The sequence below is a fragment of the Cryobacterium sp. TMN-39-2 genome (assembly GCF_004402745.1).
Taxonomy (GTDB): Bacteria; Actinomycetota; Actinomycetes; order Actinomycetales; family Microbacteriaceae; genus Cryobacterium; species Cryobacterium zongtaii.
This window is the reverse complement of sequence record NZ_SOFX01000038.1, coordinates 75,227-96,586: the sequence shown is the minus strand read 5'-3', so window position 1 is coordinate 96,586 and position 21,360 is coordinate 75,227. Positions and strand designations below refer to the sequence as shown.

General features: G+C 68.6%; 18 protein-coding genes. 14 read left to right on the top strand and 4 right to left on the bottom strand.

Going from position 1 to position 21,360, the window contains the following annotated elements:
* Positions 1-39: 39 nt before the first annotated feature.
* The 3 genes from E3O57_RS14370 to E3O57_RS14360 all read left to right on the top strand — a co-directional run bounded on the left by E3O57_RS14370 (position 40) and on the right by E3O57_RS14360 (position 3,942).
* Positions 40-390 (top strand): GntR family transcriptional regulator, encoded by a 351-nt coding sequence (locus E3O57_RS14370; protein ID WP_103478619.1) that lies wholly within the window; start codon positions 40-42, stop codon positions 388-390.
* Between the two features lie 2 nt (positions 391-392).
* Positions 393-1,373 carry a hypothetical protein gene (locus E3O57_RS14365; RefSeq protein WP_103478618.1) on the top strand — a complete coding sequence of 327 codons (981 nt, stop codon included), beginning with the start codon at positions 393-395 and terminating at the stop codon, positions 1,371-1,373.
* A 256-nt stretch (positions 1,374-1,629) separates the two neighbouring features.
* Positions 1,630-3,942, top strand: coding sequence for a bifunctional diguanylate cyclase/phosphodiesterase (locus E3O57_RS14360; RefSeq protein ID WP_165787862.1), 2,313 nt, complete (start codon positions 1,630-1,632; stop codon positions 3,940-3,942).
* A gap of 127 nt (positions 3,943-4,069) precedes the next feature.
* On the opposite strand, the gene E3O57_RS14355 is transcribed toward E3O57_RS14360, so the two are convergent.
* Positions 4,070-4,645, bottom strand: a complete 576-nt coding sequence (locus tag E3O57_RS14355; RefSeq protein WP_088456934.1) for a dihydrofolate reductase family protein — start codon at positions 4,643-4,645, stop codon at positions 4,070-4,072.
* 121 nt (positions 4,646-4,766) lie between these two features.
* Here E3O57_RS14355 and E3O57_RS14350 point away from each other — a divergent pair, with 121 nt between their 5' ends.
* Positions 4,767-5,252 carry a DUF2809 domain-containing protein gene (locus E3O57_RS14350; RefSeq protein WP_088456935.1) on the top strand — a complete coding sequence of 162 codons (486 nt, stop codon included), beginning with the start codon at positions 4,767-4,769 and terminating at the stop codon, positions 5,250-5,252.
* A gap of 93 nt (positions 5,253-5,345) precedes the next feature.
* Here the strand turns inward: E3O57_RS14350 and E3O57_RS14345 are convergent, their stop codons facing one another.
* A complete protein-coding gene (locus E3O57_RS14345; RefSeq protein WP_133159700.1) occupies positions 5,346-6,146 on the bottom strand; it encodes a nuclease-related domain-containing protein in 801 nt (266 codons plus the stop codon).
* A 329-nt stretch (positions 6,147-6,475) separates the two neighbouring features.
* Here E3O57_RS14345 and E3O57_RS14340 point away from each other — a divergent pair, with 329 nt between their 5' ends.
* From E3O57_RS14340 to E3O57_RS14300, 9 genes are all read left to right on the top strand, one after another.
* Positions 6,476-7,753: an MFS transporter gene (locus E3O57_RS14340; protein WP_341476115.1), complete on the top strand. Its 1,278-nt coding sequence runs from the start codon at positions 6,476-6,478 to the stop codon at positions 7,751-7,753.
* A 240-nt stretch (positions 7,754-7,993) separates the two neighbouring features.
* The gene (locus E3O57_RS14335) at positions 7,994-8,974 is read left to right on the top strand and encodes a TIGR03885 family FMN-dependent LLM class oxidoreductase (RefSeq protein WP_103461784.1); all 981 of its coding nucleotides are present in this window, start codon (positions 7,994-7,996) and stop codon (positions 8,972-8,974) included.
* Positions 8,971-10,665, top strand: a complete 1,695-nt coding sequence (locus tag E3O57_RS14330) for an alpha-amylase family protein (protein ID WP_103478615.1) — start codon at positions 8,971-8,973, stop codon at positions 10,663-10,665. Before E3O57_RS14335 ends, E3O57_RS14330 begins: the two co-directional genes overlap by 4 nt.
* 32 nt (positions 10,666-10,697) lie before the next feature.
* The gene (locus tag E3O57_RS14325) at positions 10,698-11,486 is read left to right on the top strand and encodes an alpha/beta fold hydrolase (RefSeq protein WP_103461786.1); all 789 of its coding nucleotides are present in this window, start codon (positions 10,698-10,700) and stop codon (positions 11,484-11,486) included.
* Positions 11,487-11,565: 79 nt separating this feature from the next.
* Positions 11,566-12,579, top strand: coding sequence for a LacI family DNA-binding transcriptional regulator (locus E3O57_RS14320; protein WP_103478614.1), 1,014 nt, complete (start codon positions 11,566-11,568; stop codon positions 12,577-12,579).
* 157 nt (positions 12,580-12,736) lie between these two features.
* A complete protein-coding gene (locus E3O57_RS14315; protein WP_103478613.1) occupies positions 12,737-14,443 on the top strand; it encodes an alpha-amylase family glycosyl hydrolase in 1,707 nt (568 codons plus the stop codon).
* A 42-nt stretch (positions 14,444-14,485) separates the two neighbouring features.
* The gene (locus tag E3O57_RS14310) at positions 14,486-15,856 is read left to right on the top strand and encodes an ABC transporter substrate-binding protein (protein ID WP_103478612.1); all 1,371 of its coding nucleotides are present in this window, start codon (positions 14,486-14,488) and stop codon (positions 15,854-15,856) included.
* A 133-nt stretch (positions 15,857-15,989) separates the two neighbouring features.
* Positions 15,990-16,961, top strand: coding sequence for a carbohydrate ABC transporter permease (locus E3O57_RS14305; protein ID WP_103461790.1), 972 nt, complete (start codon positions 15,990-15,992; stop codon positions 16,959-16,961).
* Positions 16,958-17,860, top strand: coding sequence for a carbohydrate ABC transporter permease (locus E3O57_RS14300; protein WP_241990432.1), 903 nt, complete (start codon positions 16,958-16,960; stop codon positions 17,858-17,860). The genes E3O57_RS14305 and E3O57_RS14300 overlap by 4 nt, the downstream gene beginning before the upstream one ends.
* 57 nt (positions 17,861-17,917) lie before the next feature.
* Here E3O57_RS14300 and arsM read toward each other — a convergent pair whose 3' ends face one another.
* Together arsM and E3O57_RS14290 are read right to left on the bottom strand one after the other, a co-directional pair.
* Entirely contained in the window at positions 17,918-18,682 is a 765-nt protein-coding gene (gene arsM / locus E3O57_RS14295; protein WP_103461791.1) for an arsenite methyltransferase, read from the bottom strand.
* 226 nt (positions 18,683-18,908) lie between these two features.
* Entirely contained in the window at positions 18,909-19,754 is an 846-nt protein-coding gene (locus E3O57_RS14290) for a pyridoxamine 5'-phosphate oxidase family protein (RefSeq protein WP_198416846.1), read from the bottom strand.
* A 111-nt stretch (positions 19,755-19,865) separates the two neighbouring features.
* Here E3O57_RS14290 and E3O57_RS14285 point away from each other — a divergent pair, with 111 nt between their 5' ends.
* Entirely contained in the window at positions 19,866-21,302 is a 1,437-nt protein-coding gene (locus E3O57_RS14285) for a PLP-dependent aminotransferase family protein (protein WP_241990431.1), read from the top strand.
* The last annotated feature ends 58 nt before the right edge of the window (positions 21,303-21,360 follow it).

Sequence of the window (21,360 nt, the reverse complement as noted above, 5' to 3'; positions counted from 1 at the left end):
CCCTCGACACAACGGCATTGTTCTACTAACATTGCAAACATGTTGTTTCGTGTGGATCCGGCCTCGACGGTCTCGCTTGCCGAGCAGCTCGCCGTGCAGGTGCGAGCCGGCGTCGCCGACGGCACGCTCGCGCCGGGCACCCGGCTGCCGCCGGCCCGGGAGCTGGCCAGCGCGCTCGACATCAACATGCACACGGTGCTGCGCGCCTACGCCCAGCTGCGCGACGACGGGATCCTCGAGATGCGCCAGGGCCGTGGCGCCTCTGTGCGAGCGGATGCGGGCGCCGGCACCGTGCGCCTCGTCGAACTCGTCGACGCGCTGCTCGCCGAGGCGCGCAAAATGGGGGTCGCCCTGCCCGACGTCCTCACCCTGATCCAGACGAGAGGCTGACCATGCCCACCCGAACCATCCCCGAGGCCACACCCTCGCTCACCCCGCACGCCACCGGGCGAGAACGGTTCGCCGCCGCCACGCTCTGGCTGCCGGTGGTCGCCATCTCGTTGACGGCCACGCTCTGGTACGACCGGCTGCCGGCCGTGCTGCCCAAGCAGTGGAACGGCGCGGAGATCACCTCGACCGCCGGCACCGAGGTCATGATCGGCATCACGGGCACCATCGCGCTCCTCGCCGCTCTGGCGGGGCTGGTCGCCCTTTCCGACGCCGCGGCCGACATCCGTCGTGGCCTGGTGCTCGCGGCCGGCTGCGCCGCGGGTCTGGCAGCCGGCGTCTGGTTGGTGGTCGCCGGCCTAGTCATCGCCACCGGCTCAGCCGAACCGGAGGCGGGCGCCTGGCCGCTGTTCGCGGTGCTGGCCCTCGGCTACGGGCTGATCCCCTTCGCGCTGTCACCGCGCCGCCCGCACCGCCGCGAGCTGGCGGCAACCGCCGGCCCGACTTCGGTCCCGCTGGGCGCCACCGAGTCCGGCGCCTGGTTCACCACCGTGACCGTGCCGATGTTCCTCTGGCTGGCCGGCGGGCTGGCACTCGGCGCGGTCGGACTGACAGTCTTCAGCATCCTCGAGGACGGCGCCGGCACGGGCGGGGTCCTCACGTTGCTGCTGGCGGCCGGCATCTGCCTCACCTTCGCCCGACTGCGAGTCAGCGTGGACCGTCGGGGGCTGCGAGTCGTTTCGAGCCTGTTGCGGCTGCCGATCAAGCAGATCGCGCTCGACCAGGTCGCTTCGGCGCGCGCCGAGACCATCCGTCCGCTCGAGTGGGGCGGCTGGGGTTACCGGATCCTGCCCGGCCGCTCGGCCGTGGTGCTCACGAGCGGCCCCGGCATCGTCGTCGAGCGACACAACGGCACCCTGTTCGCCGTGACCGCGCCCGACCCCGAGCTGCCGGCCGCGCTGCTGACCACCCTCGCAGCGCGCTGACCACGTCTGCATTCTCATTTGCGGACTTCCCGCCGTCGCAGCGCCCACGAAGGGGGGATGTCCGCAATTGAGTGACGGCGGTGCCGCAACCCGCACGGCTCGGGCACCGTCATCCGTCAAGAGTGAGAGCGACTCACTGGTACGTTCAAGGTATGTGTCGCCGCCGCCACCAGGTGCTGCTCCGACACGATCCAAAGAAAGCAGTCAGATGGTCGCAGTCGGGGAACGATCCACGTTGAACAGAGCCGGTCACAGGATGACCACGTTCGGATCCGCGCTGCTGGACCGACCCGCTGGAGTGCTGGAGGGCACTCGGTGGCTCTTCACCTGGTTGGCGCTACTGTCGGTGGTGTTCAGCCTGCCCGGCATCATCCCCAACGTCACCGCAAGCCGGCTGGACCTGCTGCTGGCATCCGTGTCCACAGTTGCACTGATCAGCTCGTGGATATACAGCCTGATGCGGCAGCGGGTGCCGTTCGCCCTCGAGGTTCTCGATGCCCTCGCTCTCACGGCGTTCGCCCTGGCCGGGCCGGTGCCTCTGGCGGCAGCCCCGGTCTTTTTCGCCGCCGCCTGGCTGCGCACCCTCTACGGCACGTCGTGGCGGTCCGCGATTCGCGGCGCGCTCTACACGGTTGCGGTGCTCACCATCACGGTGCTCTGGCCGCTGACGCCTGGGCACCCCACCGCCCCCGACATGGCTCGCCAGGCCGCCACTATCTCCATCATGCTGCTCATTATCCTGGTAGCGGAACAGCTGCGCACCGTGCTGCAGGCCAACGACTGGGCCATCGAACGCGACAAGGCACTCACCGAGACCGGCTCCAGGCTGCTCGGCATGACCGACGCCAACGCCATCCGCCTTCTCTCCTGGACCACCGCCGGCGAGCTCGGTGCCACCACCCCCGGGTTACGGGTGGTCAAGGTCGTGCGCCACGAGGAGCTGTTGCTGGTCGGAGCCCACACCGGAGACTTCATCGTGCCGCCGCCAACGTCATTTCCCGGCGACGTGCTGCGGACCATCGGGACCAACGGCGACGCGCAAATCATGCGTACCGGCCCGCTCGACGATGCGGCAGGCCTGCCTTTGCTCTGGGAGTGCGTGTCGCTCACCGAGCAGGAGGAGGACGCGTGGCTGCTCGTCGGGGCGCCGAAGCGGATTCCCGAGGGCACCATTCTGTCGGTGCGCAGCCTGGTGAACCAGGTGAACCTGGCACTGCGCAATAGCCGCTCGCACCATCAGCTCACCGCGCAGGCGCAGCACGACACCCTCACCGGACTCGATAACCGGCTCTCTTTCACCTCCCAGCTCGGTGCCCTCCTCGCTCGCACCGACACCACCGAGGGTCTGCACGTGTTGTTCCTCGACCTTGACGACTTCAAGGACGTCAACGACCACATGGGGCACCGTGCCGGCGACGCCGTGCTCACCGAGGTGGCCGAGCGGCTGCGGAACTGCACTCGGCCGCAGGACATCTGCTCCCGGCTGGGCGGAGACGAGTTCGCGGTAGTGCTCACCGGCACCACGATTGCCGCCGCCAAGGCGATTGCGCAACGCATGGTGGGGTCGCTGGCCGCGCCCATCATCGTGGACGGACGGCCCTGCCGGGTGGGCGCCAGCGTGGGGGTGGCCACGGCCGCTCCCGGCGCCAACCTCGATGAGCTCGTACACCAGGCCGACGTGGCCATGTACGCCGCCAAGGCCCACGGCAAGGGCCAGGTACAGCTGTTCCAGCCGGGCCTTCTGCAGAATGAGTCCGCGTTGGTGTCGTTCGAGCGGCAGCTGGGCCGGGCCGCCGGTGGCGGCCAGCTCGAGGTGCACTACCAGCCGATCGTGTCCCTGCCCGAGTTGCACTGCACCGGAGCCGAGGCACTCGTGCGGTGGCGGCATCCGGAGCGGGGCATGCTGATGCCGTGCGACTTCATCCCGCTGGCCGAAACTTCCGGTGCCATCCTGGGCATCGGCGCGTTTGTGTTGCGGCGCTCCTGCACGGATGCCGTGACCTGGCCGGAGGTCCGGCCGGGCGTGCCGATGACGGTGAACGTGAACATCTCCGCGCGGGAGCTCGAGAGCGATCACTTCGTGGACTCCGTGCTCTGGTGCCTGGCCGACAGCGGGCTGCCCGCCCAACGTCTGGTGCTCGAACTCACCGAGACTGTGGTGCTGGAGTCGATCGCGGCGGTGGACCGGCTGAAGGCCCTCGCCGCCCACGGCATCCGCGTGGCGATCGACGACTTCGGTACCGGGTACTCGTCCCTGGCGACGCTGCGGTCGCTGCCGATCTCGGTGGTCAAGCTCGACGCGAGTTTTGTGTCCGGTGCGCTGAGCAACTCGGTGGACCGCACGGTGGTGGAGGCCATCGTGCAGATGAGCGCGAAGCTGGGCATCGACACCATCGCCGAGGGTGTGGAGCGGTTGGACCAGCAGGAGCTGCTGGCGCAGATCGGCACCGACGCGGTGCAGGGGCACCTGTATTGCTCGGCTGTGCCGCTGGCGGAGCTGCGTGAGTGGCTGATCCGCACCGGCACTCCCCCGCTGGTGGAGCCTGTCGCGCCCGTCGAGACCCCGTAAGCCAACCTCAAGGCGCCCACCCGTTGGTCGAGCTTGTCGAGACCCCACAAGCCGACAGCCCCACGCGAGGCTGTGGCCCGCAGATCCGGTCACCAGGTCTCGACACGCTCGACCGACGAGACATCCGCTAGCTGCTGGGCAGCACCTCGTAGCTGGACTGGGTGAAGCCCGCGCCGAGCTCGCGGGAGCCCACGTGCCGCAGGTGCACGTCGCCGTCGAGCGGGCCGAACAGCGGGATGCCCGTGCCGAGCAGCACCGGGGCGCGCGTGATGGTGATTTCGCGGATCAGCCCGGCCCGCAGAAAGCTCTGGATGGTGCGGCCACCGTCGACGTATACCCGGCGGCGGCCCTCTGCGACGAGGGTGGCGATCACGTCGTCGAGCGTGGCGTGTGCGGTGGTGTCCGGCTCGTCCTCGGCGTCGAAGCTGCGCAGCAGGGTGCGGCTGAGCACGAGCACCCGCTTGCCGGTATAGGGCCAGTCGACGAAGCCGCGCACGGTGTCGAAGGTGGCACGGCCTACGACGAGGGCGTCGACGCTGGCGAAGAACTCGTCGTAGCCGGTCTCGCCCAGGGCGTCCCCGGCGGCGACGAGCCAGTCGAAGTCGCCGTTCTCGCGGGCGATGAAGCCGTCGAGGCTGGTGCCCACGAACACGCAGCCGATCAGGGGCGGGACGGCGCCGCCCGACTCAGAGGTGGGGGTCATGCCAGCACGGTAGCAGTGGCCGCCGACACAGGCGAGGGGTGCGGCTGCTGCCGGTCCACCCGCAAACCATTCGAACGCATCCTGCTTTCGTCGACGCTTCGGCACACGGTACGGTCAGCATATGGATCGGACGCACCACATGTCGCACGGGGGTGACCTGCAGCCGGAATTCCTGGACGACGAGCACCCGCAGGCGATGGGCGACTCCGAGGCCGCCCAGGGTGCCCGGAACCTGGGCTTCCGCAACCGCCGGCTGAAGCTGGCCGCGATCGGCGTGCTGATAGTGCCCACCGGTCTGGTCGTGCACTTCTTGACCGAGGGCATCGTCGGCGATTTCGTCGGCGACGCGCTCTATGCGGTCCTGGTGTACCTGATCGTGTCGATTATCGCGGTCCGTACGCCCAGCCGGCAGGTGGCGGCCGTCGCGATCCTGATCTGCGTGGCCGTGGAGCTCTTACAGCTCACCGGCGTGCCCAGCAGCCTCGCCGAGCTCTTCGCGCCGGTGCGGTACCTGCTCGGCACCACGTTCAACGCCCTCGACCTGGTCGCCTACGTCGTCGGTGTGCTCGCGGCCACGGCCGTGAGCACCTGGCGGAAGCCGGACTGACGCCGGCCGAGTATCCGTTAGCGGCCGGGCTCACGCCGACCTGACCATCCGATATCGGCCGGACTGACGCCGCATTCGCGGTTTCGCGCCGCCTCAGCCGGCCAGCAGGGCCTGCGCCGCGAGCAGCACTCCGCCCACCGAGCCCGCGCACAGCGCCGTCGTTCCGGTGGCGGCCCAGAACACCCGGCGCACCCGGGCCCGACGCACCTGCCCGTCGAGCGCCGCGAATCGGGTCATCACATCCGCCGGGGCCGGGGTCGGATGCTGGCGCCAAGTGGCCGGGCTGTCCAGGATCACCACGGCCTCGGCGATCTCGTCCTCGCTGAGCACCGGCTGCAGCTTGAGCAGCCACCGGCGCAGGGAGCGGGCATCGAGCACTTTCACCTGCACGGGTTTGTCGCGGAAGGTGATCTGCTTGGGGTCGACGAGAGCGATCACCGGTTGCACCGGCGCGACCAGCGGCATCCGCTCACGCAGCACCGTGGTGACCCGTTCGGCCTCGTGCTCGGCGGCGGGCAGGTAGGCCTTCTTGTGGCCGGAGACGGTGACGGTGCGGGTGCCCACCCAGATGTGTTTGCCGCAGTGGTGCTTGGTGTTGATGGTGAAGATGCCGCCGGGGCCCACCAGGATGTGGTCGATGTCGGTGTCGTTCTTACCGATCGGCACGGCGTGAAAAGCAGTCCAGTCGGGGGGCAGTGTGGCGAGCATCTTGCCGACGGTGATCTCGCCCTGCGCGCCCAGGTACCAGCTCACGCTCTCCGGGCAGAGCGGCGACTGGCCGAACAGTCGGGCCACCCTGGTGCGCGGCGGCACCGCGGATTGGCGGGACAGGAGGTGTTCGATGACCAGCTGAGCAGCGATGCGGTTGCGCATCGCGGGTGGGTGCAGGGTCACGTTGCTCCTTCGGACGCGCCCGGACGCGGCTGCGCCAGGGAGACCGCGTGGGCGGGGCGGTCGCGCCGGGACCACCACACGGATGTGCGCCGCTTCGGGGCGTGCAGACCATCCAGGGAGCGGTGCGGGCGGGGCACCCACCAGGTTCGGTGGTTCGAGGTTAGCGACCGGACCGGCCCCGGCGGCACCCCCATTGTGGGTGGCGGCGCACAGCGGATGAGCGTGCGCCCGGCCCGCCGCGCGGCAAACCCGCGCCGGCGCGCACAACTGTTGCCCGTGCGGACATCTGCGTCCGGCGCACCGGGTGCAGAAGTCCGTTTCGGCAACAGTTGGCCCGGTGCAGCGGCGAGCGGCGAGCGCGGCATCCGGCAAAATGGCAGGAACACCGAGGAGACCCCATGGCCACCGCCACCGCCGCGACACCGACCATCAGCGCCCGCGCCTGGGTCGTGCTCGCCCTCGGCGTTGCCGCACAGACGGCGGGCACCGTCTTCGTCAGCGCCCCCGCGTTCCTCATCCCCCTGCTGCACACCGAGCGGGGCCTCTCCCTGGCCCAGGCCGGGCTGCTCGCCGCGATCCCCACCTTCGGCATGGTGCTCACCCTCATCCTCTGGGGCGCCCTGGCCGACCGCATCGGCGAGAAATGGGTCATCACCGGCGGCCTGATCCTCACCGCCCTCGCGGCCGGCGGCGCGATCCTCGCCGACGGATACCTCGCGCTGGGCGTGTTCCTGCTGCTGGGCGGCATGGCGTCGGCGAGCACCAACTCCGCCAGCGGACGCATCGTGGTGGGCTGGTTCCCCAAGCACAAGCGCGGCCTGGCCATGGGCATCCGGCAGATGTCGCAGCCGCTGGGCGTGACGGTCGCGGCCGTGACCATCCCGGTGATCGCTGCGGATGCCGGGGTGGGCGCGGCCCTGTTCGTGCCGTTCGCGCTCACCGCGGTGCTGGCCGTGGCGTGCGCGATCGGCCTGGCCAACCCGCCCCGGCCGGCCCCGCGCGCCGGCACCCCGTCCGTGCGAGCCGGCAACCCGTACCGGTCCAGCGGGTTCCTCTGGCGGATCCACGCGGCATCCGTTCTGCTGGTGGTGCCGCAGTTCACCATCTCGACATTCGGGTTGGTCTGGCTGGTCAGCGACCAGGGTTGGGATGCCCTCGCCGCGGGCGTGCTGGTGGGCGCCGCGCAGTTCGTGGGCGCGATCGGGCGCATCGTGATCGGCGTGGTCAGCGACAGGGTCGGCAGCCGGGTGCGACCGCTGCGCTGGGTGGCGGTGAGTGTGGCGAGCGTGCTGCTGGTGCTGGCCGCGGTGGATGCCGCGCACTGGGGCGCCGCCGCCGTGGTGTTCGTGCTCGCGACCACCTGCACCGTGGCGCCGAACGGGCTGGCGTTCACATCGGTGGCGGAGATGGCCGGGCCGGGCTGGTCGGGCAAGGCCCTCGGAGTGCAGAACACCGGCCAGTTCGTCGCCGCGTCCCTGGTCGGACCGCTGATGGGCGCCCTGATCGGGGTGGTCGGCTACCCGCTGACGTTCGCGGTGGCGGCGGTCTTCCCGGCACTGGCGGTGCCCGTCGTGCCCCGCGCGCACGCCGAGCACGACCACCTGTAGCGCCCGCCTCGCACCGGCACCCACGACGTGCCGGAAGGTGCCCATTCAGCGGGCCGGAAGGGGCAGTATGCGGCAACTCGGCCGGCAACCGACGACGGGGATACTTCGCCCTGGGTGGCAGTGAGTTCCGGGCGGGCCACGAAGCCGGGGGCTTGAACCGGCCGACGAGGTCTGCTTGCATGGTGCAACCAGTCCCGAGCCGTCGGCGCCGCGGGCAGTTCCCCAGAGAAGGGCACGGCCGTGATCGGATTTCACGCATCCCACGAGCAAATCGACCCGCGCGCACTGCTGGCCGCGGTGAAACATGCCGAAGAGGTGGGCTTCACCGCGGCGATGTGCTCGGATCACATCGCGCCGTGGAGCGTGCGGCAGGGCCAGTCCGGTTTCGCCTGGTCGTGGTTGGGCGCAGCCCTGGAAGCGACCGACCTGCCGTTCGGGGTGGTGAACGCCCCCGGGCAGCGGTATCACCCGGCCGTGATCGCGCAGGCGATCGGCACGCTCGGCCAGATGTACCCCGGCCGGTTCTGGGCAGCGCTGGGCTCGGGCGAGAACGTGAACGAGCACATCACCGGCGAACACTGGCCGCGTAAGGACCTGCGCAATGCCCGCCTGGAGGAGTGCGTAAAGGTGATGCGGGCTCTGCTGAACGGCGAGGAGGTCAGCCTGGATCACCACGTCAGCGTCGACAGGGCCCGGGTGTGGAGCCGGCCGGACACCCCGCCGCCGCTGGTGGCCGCGGCCGTGTCGGCGGAGACCGCCGGCTGGGCGGCCTCCTGGGCCGACGGCTTGGTCACCGTGGCCCAGCCGCCCGAAAAACTCCGGCGGGTGCTGGATGCGTACGAGCAGGCCGGCGGCACCGGCCGACGGGCCCTGCAAATTCACCTGAGCTGGGCGAGCACTGACGAAGAAGCCCTCGCCATCGCGCACGACCAATGGCGCACCAACGCCTTCGACCCACCCGTGCCGTGGGACATCGACACCCCGGAGAACTTCGACGAGATCTCCAAGCACGTCGCCGCGGAGGATCTGCGGGCATCCGTACTGATTAACAGCGACCTGGGTTGGCACGCCGACAAGCTGGCCGAGCTGGCCGGCCTGGGTTTCGATGACATCTACCTGCACCACGTGGGCCGGAAGCAACAGAGATTCCTGGATGCGTTCGGCGAACGGGTGCTGCCCCAACTCACCAGTGCGCTCACGGCGAAGGCGGTGGGGGCATGAGGATCTCGGACACCAGTGACCGCTGGTGGAAGAACGCGGTGATCTACTGCCTCGACGTCGAACGCTACCTCGACAGCAACGACGACGGCTGCGGCGATATGCGCGGCCTGGCCCAGCGCATCGACTATCTCGCCGAGCTCGGCATCACCTGCCTGTGGCTGATGCCGCTCAACTCCAGCCCGGGCCGGGACGACGGCTACGACATCACCGATTTCTACGCGATCGATTCGCGGCTGGGCAACTTCGGCGAATTCGTCGAGGTCATCCGCACCGCCCGCGACCGCGGCATCCGGGTGGTGATGGACCTGGTGATCAACCACACGTCCGACCAGCATCCGTGGTTCCTCGCGTCCCGCTCGAGCACGGAGTCGCCGTACCGGGATTACTACGTGTGGCGCGACGACCCGCCTACCAAGGACCAGCCCTCCGCGTTCCCGAATGATGCGAAGAGCATCTGGGAGTTCGACAAGAAGACCAAGCAGTATTACCTGCACAACTTCTATAAGCACCAGCCCGACCTCAACATCGCGCACCCTCCGGTGCGCGACGAGATCGCCCGCATCGTGGGTTTTTGGACCGAGCTGGGCGTGTCCGGCTTCCGGGTGGATGCGGTGCCGTTCCTTATCGAGGCCAAGTCCGAGGCCGGCGGCGAGGACTCCGACGCGGACGCCTCGGACGAACCGCTGCCCGACCCGCACGACTACCTCGCCGATATCTCCGGGTTCCTCGCCCGGCGAAACAGCGAGGCCATGTTGCTCGGCGAGGTGAATCTCAGCCACAAAGAGCAGCTCGCCTACTTCGGTGCGGGCGAGCGGCGGGAACTGCAGATGCAGTTCGACTTCGTCGTGATGCAGAGCATTTACTTGTCGATGGTGCGGGAGGACTCCCGGCCGCTGGCCACAGCGCTGGCCGACCGGCCGGAGCTACCCGCCGACTGCCAGTGGGGCAATTTCGTGCGCAATCACGACGAGCTCACCCTCGACAAGCTCGGCGACGCCGAGCGGCAGGAGGTGTTCGACGCGTTCGCACCCGACCCCGACATGCGGCTGTACGACCGGGGAATCCGGCGCCGGCTGCCGACGATGCTGGGCGGCGATGCGCGGCGCATCCGTATGGCGTACAGCCTGATGTTCTCGCTGCCGGGCGCGCCGGTGCTGTTCTACGGTGAGGAGATCGGCATGGGCGAGAACCTGGCGGTGAAAGACCGGTACGCGGTGCGCACACCGATGCAATGGACCGACGGGCCCAACGCCGGGTTCTCGCGAGCGCCCGCCGATCAGCTCGTGACGCCGGTTGTCACCGGAGCGTTCGGCCCGGAGTGGGTGAACGCCGCCGCTCAACGCCGCGACCCGGACTCGCTCGCGCACTTCATGCGCACCCTGATTCAGGCTTACCGCAACTCCCCCGAGATCGGCTGGGGCGACCTGACCATCCTCAAGCACGGCGACGACCGGGTGTTCGCCCACCTGGTGCGGGCGGACATCGGCTCGATGCTGGCGGTGCACAACTTCGCGAACGCACCCGTGGAGCTCGCCCTCACGCTGCCCGACGTCGCTCCGGGTTCCCGGCTGGTGGACATGCTGCACAACGGCGTCACTGCAATCGACGACGGCGAGGTAACGCTGCGACTCGACCCGTACGGGTACCGGTGGCTGCGCATCACCAGTGACGCCGACACCCGACTCGGCTGACCCGGGCCCGGCCATGTGGTCGAATAGAACCGATGCATACTCCCCCAGCCCCGCCCGCCCGCACCGTCATCGCCCCCGACAACGTGCAGATCGCCACCTACGAATTCGGCGACCCCGATGCCCCGACCGTGCTCGCGGTGCACGGCTTCGCCTCCAGCGCGCTGGCGAACTTCCACGCCACCGGCTGGATCCGCGACCTGGTGCGCGAGGGCTACCACGTGATCGCGATCGACCAGCGCGGCCACGGGCAGAGCGACAAGCCGCACTCCGCCGAGGGCTACTCGATGGACCTGCTCGTCACCGACGTGCTCACCGTGCTCGACACCTTCATGCTCGATGAGGTCGACTACGTGGGCTACTCGCTGGGCGCCCGGGTCGGCTGGCACGCCGCCCGCTTCATGCCCACTCGCATCAACCGTGCCGTCTTCGGCGGCATCCCCGACGGTGACCCGCTCACCCGGTTCCGGGTCGACCAGGCGCGGGCTCTGGTGCGCGACGGCGTGCCGGTGACGGATGAACTCACCGCCGCCTACCTGAAGATGGCCGGCGCCATCCGCGACAACGACCTCGAAGCGCTCATCGCGCTGGTCGAGGGGATGCGCGACGGCCCCCAGCCGCACGCGGCTAATGCGCCCGAGCAGCGGGTGCTCTTCGCCACCGGCAGTGAGGACCGCATCCTGGAGGCGTCCCGCGCCCTGGCCGAGGCGACCCCGCGGGCCGCGTTCTTCGAGATCCCCGGCCGCAACCACTTCAATGCGCCGACCTCCCGGGCGTTCCGGGATGCCGCGATCGAGTTCCTGGGGCTGCCCGGCTCCGACTGAGCGCGCCTGTCGGAGGAGCACCCTGTGCCCTGTGAGAAATATGCGGTGTTTCTGCAAGTAATTGCGTAAGCTCGGGCGCATGTCCAGACGACTCGCCGAAGTAGCTCGCAAGGTCGGCGTCAGCGAGGCCACCGTCAGCCGGGTTCTCAACGAGAAACCAGGCGTGTCCGTAGCGACCCGGCAGGCCGTGCTCTCCGCCCTCGATGTGCTCGGCTACGAACGTCCCACCAAGCTTCGCGGCGAGCGCGCCCGCCTCGTGGGCCTGGTGCTGCCGGAATTGCAGAACCCCATCTTCCCGGCCTTCGCCGAGATCATCGGAGGCGCCCTCGCCCAGAACGGGTATACCCCGGTCTTATGCACGCAGACCGCCGGAGGCATCACTGAAGCCGACTACGTCGAACTTCTCCTGCAGCAACAGGTGTCAGGGGTGATCTTCGTCGGCGGCGCCTACATGCAACAGGATGGCTCGCATGAGCACTACCGACGCCTTCGAGACCTCAACCTCCCCACGGTGCTCGTCAACGCACCCATCGACAACTTCGGTTTCGCCACGGTCTCCTGCGACGACACGGCCGCAATCGACCAGTCATTCGCGCATCTGACCGAACTGGGGCACACCCGGATCGGCCTGCTCCTGGGCCCGCGGGACCATGTACCGTCTCAGCGCAAACTGGCCGCGGCGAAGCGTGCCATGGCCAGAACCGGCGGACAGCTCGACGACGATCAGGTCGTCCATTCCCTGTATTCCCTGGAGGCCGGGCAAGCGGGGGCAACCCGCTTGCTTCGAGCAGGTGTGAGCGCGATAGTGTGCGCCAGCGATCCGATGGCACTCGGGGCGATCCGGGCCGTACGCCGGGCGGGTCAGAGCGTTCCCGACGACGTGTCGATCATCGGCTTCGACGACTCGGCACTGATGTCCTGCGTGGAACCGCCGCTCACGACGATCCGCCAGCCGATCGAACATATGGGCCGCATGATCATGGAGCTGCTGATCCGCCAGATCAAGGGAGACTCGGCATCCACTGAGGAGTTCTTCTTCGAACCGGAACTCGTGGTGCGTGCGTCGACAAGCCGCCCGCACGCGCCGATCTAACCTCCGACGAAATACGCAATCGGCGCAAGAATCACGCAAGCGACTTGCCGTTTGTAGAAATATTGCATCATCTTGTCAAGAAAGCTACGTTTCAGTAGTTGCCAACGCCGGTAACCAAGGTTGCCGCAGAGTCGGCCTATCGAGACGAGTACGAGCAGTGACGCTTCCCGCCGCATCCCCCGACCGCAACACCGTCGTCTCCGACGATCTCTGGTGGCGGAGCGCGGTCATTTATCAGGTCTACGTGCGCAGCTTCAGCGACGCCAACGGTGACGGCACAGGCGATCTCGCCGGCGTTCGCAGCCGACTCGGCTATCTCAAGCAGCTTGGTGTCGACGCCCTCTGGTTCAATCCCTGGTACCCGTCGCCCCTCGCCGACGGCGGCTACGATGTCTCCGATTACCGCGACATCCACCCGTCGTTCGGCACGTTGAATGAGGCCGAAGAACTCATCCAGGACGCGCTCGCCCTCGGCATCCGCACCATCATCGACGTCGTTCCCAATCACGTCTCCGATCAGCACCCCTGGTTCCAGGCGGCTCTGGCAGCCGGCCCTGGCTCCCCCGAACGCGAGCGGTTCTGGTTCCGTCCCGGGCACGGCCCCGACGAAAGCGAACCGCCCACTCGCTGGCCCTCGAACTTCGCCGGCGACACCTGGACCCGAACGGTGAACCCCGACGGCACCCCCGGCGAGTGGTACCTGCACCTGTTCACTCCCGAACAGCCCGACCTCAACTGGACCCATCCGGATGTTCACCGCGAGCACGAGGACATCCTCAAGTTCTGGTTCGACCGGGGTGTGGCCGGGGTGCGCATCGACTCAGCCGCTTTGCTGGTGAAGGACGACACGCTGCCCGAGGTTCCGCAGAACCCCGCGGCCGGGGAACACCCGAACACCGACCGCGACGAATTGCACGACATCTACCGCAGCTGGCGCGCCATCGCGGACTCGTACGAGGGAACCCGAGTGCTCGTCGGCGAGATCTGGCTGCCCGACGTTGAACGCTTCGCCCGCTATCTACGTCCCGATGAGCTGCACACCGCCTTCAACTTCGACTTCCTCGCCCGCGCCTGGAACGCAGCCGAACTTCGCGAATCGATCGATACCACCCTGACCGCGCACGCCCCCGTCGGCGCACCGAGCACCTGGGTGCTGTCCAACCACGATGTCACCCGGCCGGTCACCCGGTACGGGCGCGAGGACACGACTTTCGCCTTCGCCACCAAGCGGGCCAACACACCCACCGACCTGACTCTCGGTCTCCGCCGGTCGCGGGCTGCGGCGTTGATCACGGCCGCCCTGCCGGGCTCGCTCTACATCTACCAGGGCGACGAACTCGGACTGCCCGAGGTTGAGGACATCCCCGCCACCCTGCTTCAGGACCCGATGCATTTCCGTTCACGCGGCGTGGATCCCGGCCGCGATGGCTGCCGGGTACCGTTGCCGTGGTCAGGTGCCGACGCACCCTTCGGATTCAGCCCCGACAGCGCACAGATTGCTCCCTGGCTCCCGCAGCCGGCCGAGTGGCGCGGCCTGACCGCCGAAGCCCAGCAGTCCGATCCGTCGTCCATGCTGCGGCTGTACCAAAGCTCCCTGCGCATCCGGGCTGAGGATCCCGACCTGGGGGACGGCGGGTTCGCCTGGCTTCCCGCTGCAACCGACGTACTCACCTTCACTCGAGGCAAGAGATTCCTCCTGCTTGCGAACCTGTCGACGGAGCCCATCGCGCTACCCGACCACGAGCGCGTGCTGCTCACGAGCGAGCCGCTCGTCGGCGGACTGCTCCCCTCCGACTCCACAGCCTGGCTCCAGCTTTCCGCCGGCGCCAACGAAAACTCCGACCGGGCGCACCTCCCGGGCTGAGCTACCTGCATGTCCCCAGTCACATTACGAAAGGAACAGACAATGAAGTCACCAGCAAAGATCGTCACCCTCGTGGCGGCCACGCTCGCGGGAGTCGGGCTGCTTTCCGGCTGCACCGCGAACGCCGCCGACAGCGATGGCACGACAACCATCAAAGTGGTCAGCCTCATCCCCGGAACCGAGCAGGCCGCGTTCGACGCGTTCGACGCCCAGGTAGCCCAGTTCGAGAAAGCCAACCCCGACATCAACGTCGAGGGTGTCGAATACGAGTGGAGCGCGCCCACCTTCGCCGCGCAGCTGGCGGGCGGTACCCTTCCCGACGTCTTCCGCATCCCGCTCACCGACGCCAAGACGCTCATCGCCAACGGGCAGCTCGCGGACATGACCGCACAGGTTGAAGCCCTGCCCTACTTCGACACCTTCAACCCGAGCGTGCTCAGCAACGCCCAGGATGCCGATGGCAACATCTTCGGAGTGCCGCGCGAAGCCTACGGAATGGGCCTGCAGTACAACCGGGCGCTCTTCGAAGAGGCCGGCCTCGACCCGAACGCACCGCCGACCACCTGGGACGAGGTACGTGAGTACGCCAAGGTCATCGCCGACAAGACCGGCCAAGCCGGCTACATGCAGATGACCCAGAGCAACACGGGCGGTTGGCAGCTGACCGCGGCCACTGTGGCCCGCGGTGGCAGCATGGAGGAGGTCGCGTCGGACGGTTCCGTCACCGTGACGGCCGACAACCCGGCCACGAAGGAAGCCCTCGAGTACCTCAAGGAACTGCGCTGGACCGACAACTCCATGGGCAGCAACTTCCTCTACGACTGGGGCACCATCAACCAGGCGTTCGCCGCCGGTCAGATCGGCATGTACACCGGCGGATCTGACCTGTTCACCTCGCTCACCCGCGAGAGCAACATGGATGCGGCCGACTACGGGCTCACCGCGATCCCGCTGACGGATGCGAAGGATGCCGGCGTTCTGGGTGGCGGCACGCTCAACGTCGTCAATGTGAAGGCCGACGACACCGTGAAGGATGCGGCCATGAAGTGGATCGCTTTCTACGACCTGAACAAGCTGGTCGACAAGGACGCTGCCCTGCAGGACGCTCAGACGCTCGCCGAGACCGACCAGGCCGTCGGGACGCCCGCCCTTCCGGTCTTCGATCAGGCGACCCTGGACCAGTCCCGTGAGTGGGTGAAGGAGTACATCAACGTGCCCCAGGAGCAGGTTGCCTTCTTCGCCGAGGGCAACGTCGGCCGCACCATCGTGGGAGAACCGTCCGCGCACACCCAGGAACTGTACGGCGCACTCGACACCGCCGTGCAGTCCGTGCTGACCGACAAGAACGCCGACATCGACGCCCTGCTGGACACCGTCAACAAGACGATCCAGCCCCTGGTCGACGCCGACTGACCCCTTCCCGGTCAGACCCGAACAACCGGCGGGGATGTCGCATCCCCGCCGGTCGGATCGGCCCCCATTCCTTCCGAGCACTGCCCCGCTCCCCCAGCCCGCCTCGGCTCACCCCCGCTCACGAAAGACGACGATGACCGCACTGGATGAACGCCCCTCCGTAGTGGATCCGCCCCAACCAGCTGCGGCCACTCCCCAGCGACGTCGGCCGGCCAACCCGCGCACGTGGGTACGGAACGGTGGGCTCAGCAACCTTTTGTTCCTTGTTCCGATGCTGCTGATCTTCGGGATCTTCTCCTGGTACCCCATCGTGCAGTCGTTCGTGATGAGCTTCCAGAAGACCAACCTGGTCACGGCGCCGACTTTTGTGGGGCTGGACAACTTCGTCAAGGTGTTGCAGGACCCGCTGTTTCTGACCGCTGTGCAGAACACTGTCTGGTTTGCCGTGCTTGCCCTGCTGTTCGGCTACCCGATCCCGCTCATCGCTGCCGTGCTGATGAGTGAAGTGCGCCGGGCCAAGGGCCTGTTCAGCGCCCTGGCCTACCTGCCCGTCGTGGTTCCCCCGGTGGTCGCCGTTCTCCTGTGGAAGTTCTTCTACGATGCCAGCCCCACCGGTGTCTTCAATAGCATTCTCGCCATGGTCGGGATCGGCCCGCAGCCCTGGATCCAGAGCATCACAGCGGCAATGCCGTCGCTGGTGCTCGAAGCCACCTGGGCGGGCGCCGGCGGCACAATCATCATCTACCTCGCCGCGCTGACCGGGGTGGCCCCCGAACTCTACGACGCCGCCGAGGTCGACGGTGCCTCCATCTGGCGGAAGATCTGGCACATCACCCTGCCGCAACTGCGCGGCATCCTGCTCATCACCCTGATCCTTCAGGTGATCGGTACCGCTCAGGTGTTCCTCGAACCCTTCCTCTTCACCGCGGGCGGTCCGGCGAACTCCACGATCACCGTGCTGCTGCTGATCTACCGTTACGCCTTCCAGAACAGTCTCGGCGGCGATTACGGCGCCGCCACGGCCTTGAGCCTGATGTTGGCGATGTTCCTCGCCGTCCTTTCCGTGGTCTACTTCCGCCTCACCAAATCCTGGAGCCAGAATTGAGCAAGGCAAAGATCGCGGATGCCGAAGACCGCGGTATCATCTCCGTCGCCGACTGGACCAAGCCGCGCATCCGCCGCACGATGCGCGCCAGCCACGCCGTGCTTCTCGTCGTGCTCGCCGTATCCGGGCTGGGGCCGCTGCTCTGGCTCGGCAAAGCCGCGCTGACGCCCACCCAGGACACCCTGCGCACGCCCTTGGCGATCTTCCCCAATGGCATCGAGTGGCAGAACGTAGTCACCGCGTGGTCCACGATTCACCTCGACGTGCAATTCGCCAACACACTGTGGGTGGCGGCCGGGTCGTGGGCGGTGCAGATCGTCGTGGCCACAACGGCCGGCTATGCTCTCTCGATCCTGCGCCCCAAGTACGCCGGAGTGCTGAACGCCCTGGTGCTCGGCACACTCTTCGTTCCGAGCGTCGTGCTGCTGGTGCCGCTCTACCTCACGGTGCTCGACGTGCCATTCGTGGGAATCTCGCTCATCAACACCTTCTGGGCGGTCTGGCTCCCAGCCGGTGCCAGTGCCTTCAACGTGCTGCTCGTCAAGCGCTTCTTCGACAACCTGCCGCGTGAGGTCTTCGAGGCCGCACGAACGGACGGCGCGAGTTCCTTCCGGTTGTTCTGGTCGATCGTGCTGCCCATGTCCAAGCCCATCGTGGGAGTCGTGTCGGTTTTCGCGATCATCGCGGCCTGGAAGGACTTCCTCTGGCCCTCGCTCGTGCTCATTGACCCGATGGTGCAGCCGCTCTCGGTGCGGTTGCCCGCCCTGCAGCAGAGCATCGAACTGGGCGTCTATCTCGCAGCGCTGGCCATCTCCAGCATCATCCCGATTCTGCTGTTCCTGGTGTTCCAGCGAATGTTCCTGCGGGGTGCCGGCCTGGGCGGTGCCGTCAAGGGGTAGGTGGAATCAGGTCGGCGGCAGACCACGGCATGATGTCGGACCGAGACCCCCAGCCGGCTAACTCGGCTTGACGGCCTTGATGATGGCACCGTGCATCTGCGGGGCCACCTCGTGGGTGAAGTCCACGCTGATGTCGGTGAAGCCCGCCGCCGCCAGCGCCACACGGTACTCCTCGTCGGACAGCGCCCCAGCGATGCACCCCGCGTAGGAGCCGCGCTCGATGCGTTCGCTCTCGCTGAGCTGGTTCTCGGCGACCACATCGGAGAGCCCGAGCCGGCCGCCGGGCGTGAGCACCCGGAACATCTCGCCCACGACGGCGTTCTTGTCGGCCGAGAGGTTGATCACACAATTGGAGATGATCACGTTGACCGCCGCATCCGCCAGCGGGATCTCTTCGATGAAACCCTTGAGGAACTCGACGTTCGTGGCGCCGGCCTTGGCGGCGTTCGCGCGGGCCAGGGCCAGCATCTCGTCGGTCATGTCGAGGCCGTAGGCGAACCCCGTGGGGCCCACCCGGCGGGCGGAGAGCAGCACGTCGATGCCACCGCCGGAGCCGAGGTCGAGCACCGTCTCGCCTTCGCGCAGGTCGGCCACCGCGGTCGGGTTGCCACAGCCGATGCTGGCCAGCATCGCCTCGTCGGGCACCTCGGTGGACTCCGCGCCGGTGTACAGCACCGAGCCGAAAACGGCGCTGGTCTCCAGCGGCGTGCTGCAGCAGGAGCCGCTGTTGCTCACGTCGGTGACCTGCAGGGCCTGCGCGGCGTAGCGCTCTCGTACCTGCTCGGTGATGGCGGACTTCTCGGTCGCGGTCTTCTCGGTCATACGTGGTCCCAGCCCTGGTTGATATAGACGGATGTCGATATAGCCAGTATGGAGGGAGGATCGACGCGCGTCAATCCGACCGCGCCGCAGCGGCCCGGGCGCGGGCGCCAGCTGACACCGCCGCGCAACTGTTGCCGGTGCGGACAATTGCACCCGGTGCGCCGGTAACAATTGTCCGCACGGGGCACAGTTGAGCCGGATGCGCGCCGCCGGCGCCGCACACCGACTATGGCATCCGAGCAGCCACGGCCGGCTCCGCTTGGGCGGCAGCGGCAGCGGCCGCGGCCGCGCCAGCAATGCGGGCGGCGTACGCGGTCGCCGAGGCCGAGACCTGCGTGCCCGGTGCGGTGAGCGGCGAGGTCTCCGGCGCCAGGGCGGTCATCCGCAGCGGCAGCACGCCGGCCCAGACGGAGCGGTCCTCGCCGTCGTCGGGCTCCTCGGAGGCGCCGTGCGCGCGCACCTTCACGCTGACCTCGTCCAGCGGCAGGCGCAGCACGAGCGTGGCGGCCAGTTCGCGCTTTGTCATCGGGCGTACCTCGGCCGTGCGGCCGGGCATCAGGTGTTCGGAGACGATGCGCATCGCCTCGGTCTTCTCGGCCGGGTCGGCGACGATCGTGGCCGTGCCGAACACCACGGCACTGCGGTAGTTCATCGAGCTGTCGAACAGGGACCGGGCGTACACGAGGCCGTCGAGGTGGGTCACCGTGACCGAGATCGGGCTGCCGGATGCCATCATTCGGAAGATTCCGCTGCCGGTGGAGCCGTGCAGATAGATGGCATCGCCGCCGCGGCCGAAACCCATCGGCAGCACCAGCGGCAGGCCGTCGCGCACGATCGCCACGTGGGCGACCAGGGCGTCGTCCAGGATGCGGTACAGCTCGGCGCGGTCGGTGCGCTGGCGCTCGGGGGAACGGGTGACGCGGGTGCGGTCGGTGATGGGCAGGTCCGCCGAAGGCACGTCTGGCGCCGGCAACGTGGCGTCGGGCCGGGCTCCCGGCAGCGCGACGGCGGCGAGGCCCGCCGGTGACGAGTCGGTTTTCGAGTCTTCGTGGGGCTGGCTGGTGTGGGGCATGCTACTAGGATCGGGGACACAGTGGATCAACGACAGAGCCACCTATCGCGCCGACGAGTAGACCAGTTGGCGCCGCGGCGCCCCGGAGCACCACAAGAACGAGGACCGATCATGAACGCACACGAGCTGCCGATCCTGCTCGACCGCGGGGCCGCGCTCCCCCTCGCGGCGCAGCTGGCCACGGCCCTCCGGCGGGCCATCCTCGACGGAACGCTGCGCCACGATGAGGCCCTACCCTCGACGCGCGCCCTCGCCGCCTCGGTGCGGGTGTCGCGCGGCACCGTCGTCGCCGCGTACGACCAGCTCGCCGGCGAGGGCTACCTGTTGGCCCGACCCGGCTCGGCGACCCGGGTGATGGTGGAGCGACCCCCAACCGGGACCCCATCGCCAAAACCGCCGGCGACCCCACTGACCGGCCTACCCAGCGCGCGGCCGCTCCTCGACCTGACCCCCGGGCATCCGTCGACCCGCACCCTCGTCGACCCGGCCTGGACCGCCGCCTGGCGGGCCGCCGTGTCGGCGTCCGGCCGCAGTGACTCACCGCCCGCGAACGGCACCCTCGAGCTGCGCACCGCGATCGCCGAGCACGTGCGGCGAACCCGCGGCCTGGCCTGCCAGCCGGCTGACGTGATCGTCACGGCCGGCACCAGCGACGCCCTCGCCGGCATCGGACTCGCTCTCGCCACCCCCGCGGATGCCGCGCCGGCCGACGCACCCAGGTTCACCCCACACATCGCCGTCGAGGACCCGGGCTACCCCACCGCCCGGCGGGTGCTGCGCCGGGTGGGCGCCCTCATCCGGCCGGTGCACACCGACGAGAACGGCATCAACCTGGCCGAGCTCGCCGCCCTCGCGCCGAGGCCGCACGCGGTGCTGGTGACCCCGAGCCACCAGTACCCCCTGGGCAGCAGCCTCTCGGTGCAGGGTCGCCTCGATCTGCTCGACTGGGCGCGGGCCACGGATGCCGTGATCATCGAGGACGACTACGACAGCGAGTTCCGCTTCGACGCGATGCCGCTGCCCGCCCTCGCCACCCTCGACGGGTCGGGCCGAGTCGCGCTGGTCGGCAGCTTCTCCAAGACCGTCACCCCGTGGATCCGTTGCGGCTACATCGTGGCCACCGGACCCCTCGGTGCGGCGCTGCAGGAGGTGCGGGACGACCTCGGCCCGTCGGTCTCCGGGGTGCAGCAGGCGGCCCTCGCCCGCTACCTCGACAGCGGCGGCCTGGCCCGCAATGTCACCAGGGTGCGCCGCGAGTACGCCCACCGCCGCGCCCTGGTGATCGGCAGGCTCGGCGCGCTGCCCGGCGTGCGGCTCACCGGCCTCGACGGCGGGCTGCATGTGGTGGTGCACACCGGGGCGGATGCGTCCGCTCTCGTCACGCTCGCCGCCGCGCGCGGGGTGCGGGTCGCGTCGCTGGCCGACTACGCGGTTCTAGCCCGAGGGCAGCACGGCCTGGTGCTCGGCTACGGCACCCCGACGGATCTCGAGCTCGGGAGCGCGCTCGACGTGCTCGTGGGGCTCCTCACCGCGCCGACCGCGAGTTGATGTGCGGACTTCACGCCTTCGTCAGCGCAACGAAGGGGGGGGAGTCCGCAACTGAGTG